Genomic DNA, 14,156 nt, shown 5'->3' with positions numbered 1-14,156 from the left:
TTGTAAAGGCTTACTCCGGCGGGCGAAAGGGCGGCGTGTCAAGGCTCCGGCGGCGCGAACCACGCGGATTTGAAGTCGAACCAGCCGAGGGTGTTGAGCCGCACGCCGCGCATACTGCGCTGGCCCTGCAACTGCAACCAGTGGTGGAACAGCGGATGGATCTGGTGGCTGGCGACCAGCGAACGGCACCACTCCGCCAGTGGCAGTTGCTGCTGACGCCAGGCAGCGGCCTGCGATGCCGGTGGCTCCTCCAGACAGTGGTGCAGCAGCGGCAGCTCGTAGAGGCTGGCGAACAGCGAGTACTCCAGCGGCAGCGTGAAGTTGACGCTGCCGAGCCACAGGTCGCTCTGCGCTTCCCCGGCGTGCCACTGGGCATACTCCAGCGCCTGCACCCGCAGGGTGATGCCCTGCGCCGCCAGCAGCGGTTGCAGCGCGCGGCAGATGACGCCGAACTCCGGGTGATCGCGGTAGTAGGTGAGGGTCAGCGTCGTCAGGCCAGCCGGTTTGGCGGGCTGCGGGGGGTGGGTGCGGTGGTGCCAGCGCGGCAGCAGCCCGAGCGCCGGTGACCAGTAGCGCTGGTAACGGCGCTCGGCATGGTTGAGCAGCGCCGCCGGGTTGAGCAGCTCCGCCAGCCAGGCGCGCACCTCTGGCCGGGCGGCGGTGGCGGATCGCCGGTCAAACAGTACGAAGTAGCACCCCTCCTCAAGCCGGTTCTCCAGTTCGCGCGAGCCGGTGTCGTCCGCCTGCAACTGCACGCCGGAGGAGACCAGCTCCTCACTCAGCTCCGGCTGCACCCAGATGGTGACCTCATCAATCAGCGCGCGGTAACCAAAGTAGTCATCAAAGGCGCGGATACGCAGTTGGCTGCGGTGGTTGCGCACCACCGCGTAGGGGCCAGTGCCGACCGGATGGCGCGCGAAGCCGGGCAGCGTCTGCCACTCGTGCGGCAGGATCATGGCGCTGACGCTGCTGAGCAGCCACGGTAGCCACTGGTCTGGCATGGTCAGGGTGATGTCGATGACGTGCGGCGTCGGCGAGCGGATGGTCGCCAGATGGTTGAAGAGCGGCAGATGCTGGGCGCGCGTCAGGGAGGCGATCACATCCTCCATCTCCAGCGGCCGCCCGTGGTGGAAGGCGATGGCCGGACGCAAATAAAAGCGCCAGTGCAGCGGCGTCAGCGCCTGCCAATGGTGCGCCAGATCCGGCTCCAGTTCCCCGTTTTCCTCATTTATCCGCGTCAGGCCGCTGAAGATCTGGCGCGCCAGATGGGTCTCCGAGCGGCGCAGGGGCGAGCCGGGCAGCAGGTTGCTCATCGGCCGGTAGTAGAGCACCCGCAGCAGGTGCCGCCCCTGACGGAAGCTGCGCCCCAACTGGCCCAGCAGCATCTGGCGCGCCACCTGCCGGTCACCAAGCAGCTGCACCAGTTGGTCGGCGCTGCCCTGTTCCAACAGCTCCTCTGCCCGCTGGCGCTGTAACGCCAGCCCGGATTGCAGGAAGGTGAGGGTGGAGCGGCGGCCGCGACCCGCCTCGGCCTGCCAGCGTAACCAGCCAGCCTGTTGCATGGCATTGAGCAGCGAGCGGACGTGGCGGCGCGAGCAGTTGAGCAGCGCGGCCAGATCCGCCAGCCGGGTCTCGGCCGGTTCGCCGTGGAAGTGTTGCCACAGGCGGATAAACTGCTGCTGGCGGCGGGATGTCGGCATAAAAGGGGAACTCCTTGGCAGAAGGTGAGCCATTTTTCTTTCCCTATATTACGCCGATACTTAGCGTCAGCAATCCTGCGCCGATCCGGTGCGCATGGCCGGGGCGACGGCCATGCAGGCCAGCATTCCGCAAGTCCGCCGTGGGCGGGCTTCCCCTTTTCTGAGTAATGGTGTGTTCACCAGCCAGCCGGGTCCTCCGCTGGCTTTTTTTATGGGCGACGGCGCGCCAGCGGTGAAAAAAGCGCCATTGCTGGCGTGGTCTGCGGTATCCTGCCGCAAAGCCGTCTACACTCCACCTTTTAGGGTTAAAAACCGTCTATTTTTTGCAGGGATAACACCATGTCCAACCGGTCAATCACGCCGCGCTCCACCCTGTTCCGTCGCCTGAACCCCGTGTTTGTCGCCTTTTTGGCCGTGGCGTTCCTCAGCGGCATCGCCGGGGCGTTGCAGGCGCCGACCCTCAGCCTGTTCCTGACCACCGAGGTGAAGGCCAGCCCGCTCTGGGTTGGGCTGTTCTACACCATCAACGCGCTGGCGGGGATCGTGGTGAGCTTCCTGCTGGCGAAGCGCTCAGACCACAGCGGCGACCGGCGCAGCCTGATTCTGGTCTGCTGTTTGATGGCAGTCGGCAACTGTTTGCTGTTCGCCTTCAACCGCCACTACCTGACGCTGATCACCGCTGGCGTGCTGCTGGCGGCGATCGCCAACACCGCCATGCCACAGCTGTTCGCGCTGGCGCGTGAGTATGCCGACACCTCGGCGCGTGAGGTGGTGATGTTCAGCTCGATGATGCGCGCGCAGCTGTCGCTGGCGTGGGTGATTGGCCCGCCGCTCTCCTTTACCCTGGCGCTCAACTACGGCTTCACCCTGATGTTCTGCTTTGCCGCCGCCATCTTCCTGCTCAGCGCGCTGGTGGTGTGGTGGGTGCTGCCCTCGGTGCCGCGCGAGCCGCAGCCGGTAGACCAGATGGTGGTGTCGCCGAAGGCGTGGAAAGACATCAACGTGCGGACGCTGTTTTTCGCCTCGCTGCTGATGTGGACTTGCAACACCATGTACATCATCGACATGCCACTCTATATCAGCCATGATCTCGGGCTGCCCGACCGGCTGGCGGGGCTGCTGATGGGCACGGCGGCGGGGCTGGAGATCCCGGCGATGCTGCTGGCGGGCTACTACGTGAAGCGGGTCGGCAAGCGGCGGATGATGATTGGCGCGGTGGTGGCGGGCGTGCTGTTCTACGGCGGGCTGGTGCTGTTCCAGGATCGGACGATGCTGCTGGTGCTCCAGCTATTCAATGCCATCTTTATTGGCATTGTCGCGGGCATCGGGATGCTCTACTTCCAGGATCTGATGCCCGGCCGGCCGGGGTCGGCCACCACGCTATTTACCAACAGCATCTCCACGGGCGTGATTGTGGCGGGGGTGTTGCAGGGGGTAGTGGCGGAGCACTTCGGCCATTACGCGGTCTACTGCGTGGCGGGCGTGCTGTCGGTGCTGGCGCTGGCGCTCACCTGGCGGGTGCGCGACGTCTAAAAAAAGCCCGCCGGGCGGCGGGCTGGGCGGCGCTTATTTCATGAACGCTGGCTGCTGCGACTCGTAGGCCGCGATGCTGGCGTCGTGTTGCAGCGTCAGGCCGATGCTGTCGAGGCCATTGATCATGCAGTGGCGGCGGAAGCTGTCGATCTCAAACGGGTAGCGCTTCCCACCGGCGATCACCTCCTGCTTCTCCAGATCCACGGTGAAGGTGATCCCTTCCTGCTCTTTCACCAGAGTAAACAGCTCATCCACCTGCTCATCGCTCAACGTCACCGGCAGCAACTGGTTGTTGAATGAGTTACCGTAGAAGATATCCGCGAAGCTTGGCGCGATGATCACCTTGAAGCCGTAGTCGGTCAGCGCCCACGGCGCGTGCTCACGGGAGGAGCCGCAGCCAAAGTTCTCACGCGCCAGCAGGACACTGGCACCCTGATAGCGCGGGGCGTTCAACACAAAGGTCGGATCCGGCGACTGGCCAGCGTCGTCCAGGAAGCGCCAGTCGTGGAACAGGTGCTGGCCGAAGCCGGTGCGCGTCACTTTTTGCAGGAACTGTTTCGGGATGATGGCATCGGTATCGACGTTGGCCGCATCCAGCGGTGCGACCAAACCAATGTGCTGGGTAAATTTCGCCATGGTGCTATTCCTTAATTCAGTTCGCGGATGTCGGCAAAGTGGCCAGAGACCGCCGCCGCTGCCGCCATCGCCGGGCTGACCAGATGGGTACGGCCGCCACGGCCCTGACGGCCCTCAAAGTTACGGTTGCTGGTGGAGGCGCAACGCTCGCCGGGGTTCAGGCGGTCGTTGTTCATCGCCAGACACATGGAGCAGCCCGGCAGGCGCCACTCAAAGCCCGCCTCGATGAAGATCTTGTCCAGACCCTCCTGCTCGGCCTGCGCCTTCACCGGGCCGGAACCCGGCACCACGATGGCCTGTACGCCATTTGCCACTTTGCGCCCTTTGGCAATCTCCGCCGCCGCGCGCAGATCCTCAATGCGCGAGTTGGTGCAGGAGCCAATGAAGACCTTGTCGATGGCGACGTCGGTCAGCTTGATGCCCGGTTGCAGCCCCATGTAGGCCAGCGCCTTCTCGGCGGAGGCGCGCTCCACCGGATCGCTGAAGGAGTCTGGCGCGGGGATGATCTGGTTGACGGCGATCACCTGGCCGGGGTTGGTACCCCAGGTCACCTGCGGCGCGATCTCGGCGGCATCCAGCGTCACCACGCTGTCAAAGTGCGCGCCGTCATCTGATTTCAGCGTTGACCAGTAGGCCACCGCCGCGTCCCAATCGGCCCCTTTCGGCGCGAACTGGCGGCCCTCCAGGTAGGCGAAGGTGGTGGCGTCTGGCGCGACCAGCCCGGCCTTGGCGCCCATCTCAATCGCCATGTTGCACAGGGTCATGCGGCCCTCCATGCTCAGCGCCTCAATCGCCGAGCCGCAGAACTCCACCACATGGCCGGTGCCGCCAGCGCTGCCGGTCTTGCCGATCACCGCCAGCACGATGTCCTTGGCGGTGATGCCGTGCGCCGCGGTGCCCTTCACCTCAATCTTCATGGTCTTGGCGCGGCCCTGCTTCAGGGTCTGCGTCGCCAGCACGTGCTCCACCTCGGAGGTGCCGATGCCGAACGCCAGCGAACCAAACGCGCCGTGGGTGGCGGTGTGGGAGTCGCCGCAGACGATGGTCATGCCCGGCAGCGTCATGCCCTGCTCCGGGCCGATGACGTGCACGATGCCCTGGAACGGGTGGTTCAGGTCATACAGCTGGACGCCGAACTCCGCGCAGTTCTTGATCAGCTCCTGCATCTGGATGCGCGCCATCTCGCCAGAGGCGTTGATGTCTTTGGTCTGGGTCGAGACGTTGTGATCCATGGTGGCGAAGGTCTTGCCCGGCTGGCGTACCGGGCGGCCCATGGCGCGCAGGCCGTCAAATGCCTGCGGCGAGGTCACTTCATGCACCAGATGGCGGTCGATGTAGAGCAGCGGCGTCTCATTCGGCGCTTCGTGGACCACATGGGCGTCAAACAGTTTCTGGTATAAGGTCTTGGCCATGTTATGCCCCTTCTGCTACAAACCGGGCGATGATGTCGCCCATGTCACCGGTGGAGATGGCGTTGCCGTCACCCGCCAGATCGGCGGTGCGGGAACCCTGTTCTAATGCCTGATTGACGGCGCGCTCAATCGCGTCAGCCGCCTCATCCGCGCCCAGGCTGTAGCGCAACAGCAGCGTCAGCGACAGGATCTGCGCAATCGGGTTGGCGATGCCCTTGCCAGCGATGTCCGGCGCGGAGCCGCCCGCTGGCTCATACAGGCCAAAGCCCTCCTCATTCAGGCTGGCGGAGGGCAGCATCCCCATTGAGCCGGTGATCATCGCGCACTCGTCCGACAGGATGTCGCCAAACAGGTTGGAGCAGAGCAGCACGTCAAACTGCGACGGGTCTTTGATCAACTGCATGGTGGCGTTGTCGATGTACATGTGGGAGAGGGCGACGTCCGGGTAATCCTTGGCGATGCCGTTCACCACTTCACGCCACAGGATCGAGCTTTGCAGCACGTTGGCCTTGTCGATGGAGGTCACCTTGCCGCGGCGCTTGCGGGCGGACTCAAAGGCGATGCGCGCAATGCGCTCAATCTCAAAGCGGTGGTAGATCTCGGTGTCGAACGCCTTCTCCTGCGCCCCTTCGCCCTCGCGCCCCTTCGGCTGGCCGAAGTAGATGCCGCCGGTCAGTTCACGCACGCACAGGATGTCAAAGCCGCGCGCGGCGATGTCAGCGCGCAGCGGGCAGAAGGCTTCCAGACCGGTGTAGAGGCGCGCCGGGCGCAGGTTGCTGAACAGCTTGAAGTGCTTGCGCAGCGGCAGCAATGCGCCGCGCTCCGGCTGCTGGTCTGGCGGCAGGTTTTCCCACTTCGGGCCACCCACTGAGCCGAACAGGATGGCATCGGCCTGCTCACAGCCGGCCACGGTCTCGGCCGGCAGCGGGCTGCCGTGCTTGTCGATGGCCGCACCGCCGACATCATATTCGCGCGTGGTGATCGCCAGCCCAAAACGCTGGCGCACCGCATCAATCACTTTATAGGCCTGCGCCATCACTTCCGGGCCGATGCCATCTCCGGGCAGAACGGCAATGTGGTGGGTTTTGCTCATGTTCACACCATTTCCTGATTATTATGTTGTTGAGTGGTTTGCAGGCGCTGTTTCTCTTTTTCTACCTGCTTGCTGCGCCAGATGCAGTTCAGCACATGCACCATCGCCTTGGTGGAGGACTCCACGATGTCCGTTGCCAGCCCCACGCCGTGGAAGCGGCGCCCCTCATAGGAGACCACGATGTCCACCTGGCCCAGCGCGTCACGGCCGTGGCCCTTGGCGCTCAGTTGGTACTTCACCAGCTCAATCTGGTAGCCGGTGACGCGGTTGATCGCCTCGTAGACCGCATCGACCGGGCCATTGCCGGTGGCAGCCTCGGTCTTCACCTCGTCGCCGCAGCGCAGGTTGACGGTGGCAGTGGCGGTGATGCTGGAGCCGGACTGCACGTTGAAGTTATCCAGACGGTAGAACTCCGGCTCTTCCTGCTGCTTATTAATGAACACCAGCGCTTCCAGGTCATAGTCGAACACCTGGCCCTTCTTGTCCGCCAGCTTCAGGAAGGCGTCATACAGCGCGTCCAGGCTGTAGTCGCTCTCCTTATAGCCCATCTCCTCCATGCGGTGCTTCACGGCGGCGCGGCCAGAACGGGAGGTCAGGTTCAGCTGTACCTGATTCAGGCCGATGGACTCCGGCGTCATGATCTCGTAGTTCTGGCGGTTCTTCAGCACGCCATCCTGATGGATGCCGGAGGAGTGGGCGAAGGCGTTAGAGCCGACGATCGCCTTGTTGCCCGGAATCGGCATGTTGGTGATCTGGCTGACAATCTGGCTGGTGCGGTAGATCTCTTTGTGGTTGATGTTGGTGTGCACGTTCAGGATGTCTTCACGGGTCTTGATCGCCATGATGACCTCTTCCAGCGCGGTGTTGCCCGCGCGCTCGCCGATGCCGTTCAGGGTGCCCTCAACCTGGCGTGCGCCCGCCTGCACCGCGGCGATGGAGTTGCCGACCGCCATGCCCAGATCGTCGTGGCAGTGCACGGAGATGATCGCCTTGTCGATGTTTGGTACGCGGTCATACAGGGTGGAGATGATGCCGCTGAACTGGTGCGGGGTGGTGTAGCCCACGGTGTCCGGGATGTTGATGGTGGTGGCGCCGGCGGAGATGGCGGCCTCAACGATGCGGCACAGGTTATCAATCGGCGTGCGGCCGGCATCTTCGCAGGAGAACTCCACATCATCGGTATAGTTGCGGGCGCGTTTCACCGAGCGCATGGCCATCGCCATCACATCCTCAAAGGAGCGGCGCAGCTTGGACTCAATGTGCAGCGTGGAGGTGGCCAGGAAGACGTGGATACGGAACGCCTCCGCCACGCGCAGCGCCTCGGCGGCCACGTCGATGTCGCCATCCACACAGCGCGCCAGCCCACAGACGCGGCTGTTTTTGATCTGGCGGGCGATGGTCTGCACCGACTCAAAGTCACCCGGCGAGGAGACGGGGAAGCCCACTTCCATCACATCGACGCCCATTCTTTCCAGTGCCAGCGCAACTTGCAGCTTTTCGTTCACGCTCAGGCTGGCTTGCAGGGCTTGTTCACCGTCGCGCAGGGTGGTATCGAAAATAATAACTTGTTGGCTCATGGGGTTAATCCTTGTCTTGTCGTCTCGTTTCGCGCCCAGCGAGTAAAAAAAAACCCGCGCAATGGCGCGGGTTTTTTATTTGGGGGAGAGTTGATTCAGTGTTGAATCCCGTCCACCGCCCTACCGCGCAATGAGAATGCGAGAAGTAGTAGGCGGGTTAGACGGGTAACGATAAACATAGGAATCAGTCTCTCTCGTAACTTGTAAATATTTCGTTGCCTAATTTGATACGGCATCGCGTTACCCTTGTCAACCCTCGGGTCAAAAATAGCGACGCCAGGGCAGGGGGTGGCAAACAGAATAAAAAACTGCCGTGAAAAGCGCGGCCAAAGGAATCTTTGGCAAAGCGGGGCAGGGGGCAAGATGCGGGAAAAGTGGCTGGTTGGCTGCTTTTTTTGATACGTATCATGGCTACATTAAAATTTATATTTCCTACCAATTTTTTAAGGTTATGCAAACTCATTATTATTTGTGATAGTCGCTATTTATGTCATTGAAAATAAAATTCTGATAAATCAATCGAATAACATTAATTTAATGTTAGCTTAAATCATTATTCTCATATGGCTATGTTGTATGTCATAAGGTGATGTGGTCATATTGGCTCGAAAAATAAATGGGCATGATGGTTTTTGATTGTCTCTGCTTATTATTCCCTTATATCTATTTCCGCCCTGTCATAATCAGTGGGCACATAAAAGAGACGCCGCTGTCGGCCTTTTCTCTGGTATTCCACGCCCCCGGCGATAACCGGTTGCCGCTATTCGCCGACGGGGGAGTTCATGACGTCCTGCCCTGGCCGGCGGGTTATTAAAGCGGCCAGCTTATTGGAGTTAAATATGTCTGACTATGTTTCAGAAAAACAGACTCATGATGTTCAATTGCGTAACGTCGATCTGAATTTATTAACGGTATTTGACGCCGTCATGCAGGTCCAGAATATTACCCGCGCCGCACAGAGCCTTGGCATGTCCCAGCCGGCGGTTAGCAATGCCGTGGCACGCCTGAAGCTGATGTTTAATGATGAGCTGTTCGTGCGCTACGGGCGCGGCATCCAGCCCACCGTGCGCGCACGCCAGCTGTTTGGCCCGGTACGCCAGGCGTTGCAGTTGGTGCTGAACGAGCTGCCGGGCGCTGGCTTCGAGCCGGTCAGCAGCAACCGTACCTTTAACCTCTCCATCAGCAGCCCGCTGGATATTCGGCTGGCGCCCAAGATCTTCAATATCATCGGCAACGCGGCGCCCAACGTGCAATTGCGGCTTACCTCCTGCTTTGATGAGAACATTGAGCACCAGTTGCGTTATCAGGACGTGGAATTTTTCATCAGTTATAAAAAGTTTGAAAAAGACGCGTTTTGCAGCGATGTATTATTCAATGATGAGGTGGTATTGGTCTGTTCCTCAACGCACCCCAATATTAAATCGCTGAACAGTCGCGCGCAGTTTTTAAGTGAACGCCACGCGGTGGTCAATTTCTCCCAGACCGGTTCATTCAGCTCGGAATTCTATAACGGCTCAGAAGCCCGGCGCACCATTGCCTATTGCGCCAATGACCTGAGCAGCGCGATGAATATTGTGTCACAGACAGAGATGATTACCCTGGCACCGCGCTGGCTGGCCTCGGAATATATGCAGATGCTCAATATTACCCTGCTGCCGGTCAACTGGATGGAGAACAGCATGAAGTGCTACCTGACGTGGCATGAGTCCGCTGACAAAGACCGCGCGCACCAGTGGCTGCGGGCACTGTTGAACCAATCCAAGTCCTCCCTGTAAGGCCCTCCTGCGTGCCCCATCCCAGCCAAAAAGCGATTGATACTGGCGAGATGGGGCAGCGCAAACGATTATCCTGCGCCAACCGGCCCAAAAAAGTGACGCCTCGCCAGTGGTGATGCACACGTACCCTCCCCAAAACGGGGCGGGCCACATGCCACGGGCAGACGGCCACGCCGGCCCGTTGCCCTACGGCGACCCGCGCCGCCCCCTTTTAGGGCTGCATCCGCGAGGTTATTTTTTTATATGATTTACTTCTGCCTTTGACTCACCCCGCCATATATTTCCCGAGCGCAAGCCGCATTCGATAGTGAATAATCTCTTTTCCCCCGCATGTCACAGCGTGGCGCTATTTTAGTGGCGCCGCACTGCCATTTTTGCCGTTTGCTTGCCCCAAATTCTGACGTTAAGGTAATCAGTTATATCCGAACAATAATAATATCGGGGCAATGCCCTCTTACCCACAGAGTGGCGGAGAAGGGATCTCCCCATTCAGTAATAAAAACAGCAGTCTGGAGGCAAGTCATGGAGATGTTGTCAGGAGCCGAGATGGTTGTCCGATCGTTAATCGATCAGGGCGTGAAGCATGTGTTTGGTTATCCCGGCGGGGCAGTGCTGGATATCTACGATGCCCTGCATACGGTGGGCGGCATTGACCACGTGCTAGTGCGCCATGAGCAGGGCGCGGTACATATGGCGGACGGCTATGCCCGCGCCACCGGCGAAGTGGGCGTGGTGCTGGTCACCTCTGGCCCCGGTGCCACCAATGCCATCACCGGCATTGCCACCGCCTATATGGACTCCATTCCCATGGTGGTGCTCTCCGGCCAGGTGCCCAGCTCGCTGATTGGCTATGACGCTTTCCAGGAGTGCGACATGGTGGGCATCTCCCGCCCGGTGGTGAAGCACAGCTTCCTGGTCAAGCGCGCGGAGGATATCCCTACCATCCTCAAGAAAGCCTTCTATCTGGCGGCCAGCGGCCGGCCCGGCCCGGTGGTAATCGACCTGCCGAAAGATGTGATGAACCCGGCGATCAAACTGCCCTACGCCTACCCGGAGCAGGTGACCATGCGCTCCTATAACCCGACGGTGCAGGGCCACCGTGGGCAGATCAAGCGGGCGCTCTCGACCCTGCTGGCGGCGAAAAAGCCGGTGATGTACGTCGGTGGCGGGGCGATCAACTCCGCCTGCCATCAGGAGCTGACCCAGCTGGCGGAGAAGCTGAACCTGCCGGTGACCAGTTCACTGATGGGACTGGGCGCTTTCCCCGGCTCGCACCGCCAGAGTCTGGGGATGCTCGGGATGCATGGCACCTATGAGGCCAATATGTCGATGCACCATACCGACCTGATCTTTGCGGTCGGCGTGCGCTTTGACGATCGCACCACCAATAACCTGATGAAGTACTGCCCGGATGCCACGGTACTGCATATCGACATCGACCCGACCTCCATCTCCAAGACCGTCAATGCCGACATCCCGATTGTCGGCGATGCCCGCCAGGTGCTGACGCAGATGCTGGAGCTGCTGGATCAGGGTGACGCCAGCCAGGAGCATGAGGCGCTGCGCGACTGGTGGCAGATGATCGAACAGTGGCGCGCGCGCCACTGCCTCGCCTATGAGAAGGAGGGGAGCACCATTAAGCCGCAGGCGGTGATCGAGACGCTCTACCGGCTGACCGAGGGCAAGGCTTACGTCACTTCCGATGTCGGCCAGCACCAGATGTTCGCCGCGCTCTACTACAAATATGACCTGCCGCGCCGCTGGATCAACTCCGGCGGGCTGGGCACCATGGGCTTCGGCCTGCCCGCCGCGCTGGGGGTGAAACTGGCGCTGCCCGATGAGACGGTGGTGTGCGTGACCGGCGACGGCAGTATCCAGATGAATATCCAGGAGCTCTCCACCGCGCTGCAATATGGGCTGCCGGTGGTGGTGGTCAACCTGAACAACCGCTACCTCGGCATGGTGAAGCAGTGGCAGGACATGATCTACTCTGGCCGTCACTCCCAATCCTATATGGAGTCCCTGCCGGACTTCGTGAAGCTGGCGGAAGCCTATGGCCACGTCGGCATCGCCATCCGCACGCCGGATGAGCTGGAGAGCAAGCTGGCGGAGGCGTTGGCCGAGAAGAACCGGCTGGTGTTCGTTGACATCACCACCGACGAGAAGGAACACGTCTACCCGATGCAGATCCGCGGGGGCGGGATGAATGAAATGTGGTTAAGCAAAACGGAGAGAACCTGATTATGCGCCGGATATTATCGGTTTTACTGGAAAACGAATCGGGTGCGCTCTCGCGGGTGGTCGGGCTGTTCTCCCAGCGCGGCTATAACATCGAAAGCCTGACGGTGGCCCCGACCGACGATCCCACCCTGTCGCGCATGACCATCCAGACCGTCGGCGACGAGAAGGTGCTGGAGCAGATTGAGAAGCAGCTGCATAAGCTGGTGGACGTGCTGCGCGTCAGCGAGCTGGTACAGGGCGCGCACGTCGAGCGCGAGATCATGCTGGTGAAGGTGCAGGCGAGCGGCCACGGGCGTGAGGAGGTGAAACGTTGCGCCGACATCTTCCGCGGCCAGATCGTGGATGTCACCGCCACGCTGTACACCGTTCAGCTGGCGGGCACCAGCGACAAGCTGGACGCCTTCCTCAACACGGTGCGTGAGGTGGCGGAGATTGTCGAGGTGGCGCGCTCCGGCGTGGTCGGCGTCTCACGCGGCGAGAAGATTATGCGTTAAGCCTTCATACCACAGACAAAATTGCAGCGCGGCCGGGCAGGGGATGCCCGGCCGCTTTTTTTTGCGGCCTTGCTGATACCTTTCGGCAAAACACCTTGCTCTCCATCAGGGATTGGGATTAGATAACCGGAGGTTATTTATCGCGGTTATCTGGATCAGAGAGCGATAACCCGTTGGGAAATAAAGGCGCAGCGCCTTTCCTGCCTCCTTACAGGGAAGTGGCGGAATATTACTTCAAGCAATGAGAGGACGTCGTGAAACTGGATGAAATCGCGCGGTTAGCCGGTGTTTCGCGTACCACCGCCAGTTATGTGATTAACGGCAAGGCGAAACAGTACCGGGTCAGCGATAAAACCGTTGAGAAAGTCATGGCCGTCGTCAGGCAATATAACTACCACCCCAATGCGGTGGCCGCCGGATTGCGGGCGGGCCGTACCCGCTCCATTGGGCTGGTGATCCCTGACCTGGAAAATACCAGCTATACCCGCATCGCCAATTATCTTGAGCGTCAGGCGCGTCAGCGCGGCTACCAACTGCTGATCGCCTGTTCGGAAGACCAGCCGGACAATGAGATGCGCTGTGTGGAGCACCTGCTGCAACGCCAGGTGGACGCGATCATCGTCTCTACCGCCCTGCCGCCCGAGCACCCCTTCTACCAGCGCTGGGCGAACGACCCGTTCCCGATCATCGCCCTCGACCGGGCGCTGGATCGCGAGCACTTTGTCAGCGTGGTGGGGGCGGATCAGGAGGATGCCCAGATGCTGGCGAAAGAGCTGCGCAGCTTCCCAGCTGAATCGATCCTCTACCTCGGCGCGCTGCCAGAGCTGTCGGTCAGCTTCCTGCGCGAACAGGGCTTCCGTGAGGCGTGGCAGGGGGATACCCGCCGCATCGACTATCTCTATGCCAACAGCTTTGAGCGCGCCGCCGCCGGTGAGCTGTTCCGCAACTGGCTCGAGACGCATGAGATGCCGCAGGCGCTGTTCACCACCTCTTTCCCGCTGTTGCAAGGGGTGATGGATGTGGCGCTGGCGCAGCAGGGTCGTCTGCCGACTGATCTGATTATCGCCACCTTTGGTGACAACGAGTTGCTCGATTTCCTGCAATGCCCGGTGCTGGCCGTGGCCCAGCGCCACCGTGACGTGGCAGAGCGGGTGCTGGAGCTGGTGCTCGCCAGTCTGGATGAGCCGCATAAGCCGAAAACGGGCCTGACACGTATTCGGCGTACCCTCTACCGGCGCGGATCGCTAAATCGTAAATAATTGCAGGCGCAATTGTTGCGCCTGACCCACCATCATGATTAATTATCTGCCGCTTCGCCTTTACGTTTTTTTACGCACTGGTAAAAAGGCCGTTTAATTTAGTTCAAAAAAAGCCTGTTTTAATATGTAAGAAATTAATTCAGCTTTATTTGGCAGAATTGAGATGAATCCGAAGGGAATGTTAATAAATGCCATGTGGCCGGAAAAATATAGCCATCGATATTATTTGCCACCTGGTAAAGCGGTATAACGCGGCAATAGGTTAATAAAAGCGAAAAAAACGGGGCCATTGTGGTTATGGGCAAAGAAATCAACCTATTATTGGCCCCCTAAGCCTATGAGGGCAGCCAGCGTGCCCCCAAGGCTGGCCGCGGTTGGGCGGAAAAACTGGCACCAGACGTCTGGCGAGACGTAGTCAAAAGTGAGAGATTGATAG

At 60.5% G+C, this 14,156-nt stretch carries 11 protein-coding genes; 5 read left to right on the top strand and 6 right to left on the bottom strand.

The features are described from left to right. Window positions 1–38: 38 nt before the first annotated feature. Entirely contained in the window at window positions 39–1,700 is a 1,662-nt protein-coding gene (sgrR, locus tag C1N62_RS14435; RefSeq protein ID WP_137764284.1) for an HTH-type transcriptional regulator SgrR, read from the bottom strand. Window positions 1,701–2,039: 339 nt separating this feature from the next. Here sgrR and C1N62_RS14430 point away from each other — a divergent pair, with 339 nt between their 5' ends. Beyond that, window positions 2,040–3,233, top strand: a complete 1,194-nt coding sequence (locus tag C1N62_RS14430; RefSeq protein ID WP_137764283.1) for a sugar efflux transporter — start codon at window positions 2,040–2,042, stop codon at window positions 3,231–3,233. A 33-nt stretch (window positions 3,234–3,266) separates the two neighbouring features. On the opposite strand, the gene leuD is transcribed toward C1N62_RS14430, so the two are convergent. The 5 genes from leuD to leuL all read right to left on the bottom strand — a co-directional run bounded on the left by leuD (window position 3,267) and on the right by leuL (window position 8,130). Next, window positions 3,267–3,869 carry a 3-isopropylmalate dehydratase small subunit gene (gene leuD / locus C1N62_RS14425; protein WP_137764282.1) on the bottom strand — a complete coding sequence of 201 codons (603 nt, stop codon included), beginning with the start codon at window positions 3,867–3,869 and terminating at the stop codon, window positions 3,267–3,269. 11 nt (window positions 3,870–3,880) lie between these two features. Beyond that, window positions 3,881–5,281: a 3-isopropylmalate dehydratase large subunit gene (gene leuC, locus C1N62_RS14420; protein ID WP_137764281.1), complete on the bottom strand. Its 1,401-nt coding sequence runs from the start codon at window positions 5,279–5,281 to the stop codon at window positions 3,881–3,883. Between the two features lies 1 nt (window position 5,282). Beyond that, window positions 5,283–6,374, bottom strand: coding sequence for a 3-isopropylmalate dehydrogenase (gene leuB, locus C1N62_RS14415; protein ID WP_137764280.1), 1,092 nt, complete (start codon window positions 6,372–6,374; stop codon window positions 5,283–5,285). 2 nt (window positions 6,375–6,376) lie between these two features. Then, window positions 6,377–7,951, bottom strand: a complete 1,575-nt coding sequence (gene leuA / locus C1N62_RS14410) for a 2-isopropylmalate synthase (protein WP_137764279.1) — start codon at window positions 7,949–7,951, stop codon at window positions 6,377–6,379. 95 nt (window positions 7,952–8,046) lie between these two features. After that, window positions 8,047–8,130 carry a leu operon leader peptide gene (leuL, locus tag C1N62_RS23615; protein WP_370465600.1) on the bottom strand — a complete coding sequence of 28 codons (84 nt, stop codon included), beginning with the start codon at window positions 8,128–8,130 and terminating at the stop codon, window positions 8,047–8,049. Between the two features lie 660 nt (window positions 8,131–8,790). On the opposite strand from leuL, the gene leuO reads away from it, so the two are divergent. The 4 genes from leuO (at window position 8,791) to cra (ending at window position 13,720) form a co-directional block, all read left to right on the top strand. After that, a complete protein-coding gene (gene leuO / locus C1N62_RS14400; RefSeq protein WP_137764277.1) occupies window positions 8,791–9,726 on the top strand; it encodes a transcriptional regulator LeuO in 936 nt (311 codons plus the stop codon). A gap of 522 nt (window positions 9,727–10,248) precedes the next feature. Then, the gene (gene ilvI, locus C1N62_RS14395) at window positions 10,249–11,967 is read left to right on the top strand and encodes an acetolactate synthase 3 large subunit (RefSeq protein WP_137764276.1); all 1,719 of its coding nucleotides are present in this window, start codon (window positions 10,249–10,251) and stop codon (window positions 11,965–11,967) included. 2 nt (window positions 11,968–11,969) lie between these two features. After that, window positions 11,970–12,461: an acetolactate synthase small subunit gene (gene ilvN, locus C1N62_RS14390; RefSeq protein WP_168195867.1), complete on the top strand. Its 492-nt coding sequence runs from the start codon at window positions 11,970–11,972 to the stop codon at window positions 12,459–12,461. A 254-nt stretch (window positions 12,462–12,715) separates the two neighbouring features. Continuing rightward, the gene (gene cra / locus C1N62_RS14385) at window positions 12,716–13,720 is read left to right on the top strand and encodes a catabolite repressor/activator (RefSeq protein ID WP_137764275.1); all 1,005 of its coding nucleotides are present in this window, start codon (window positions 12,716–12,718) and stop codon (window positions 13,718–13,720) included. Window positions 13,721–14,156 lie beyond the last annotated feature (436 nt).

The organism is Nissabacter sp. SGAir0207, assembly GCF_005491205.1.
Lineage (GTDB): Bacteria > Pseudomonadota > Gammaproteobacteria > Enterobacterales > Enterobacteriaceae > Chimaeribacter.
This window is presented reverse-complemented; position numbering and strand designations above follow the sequence as displayed.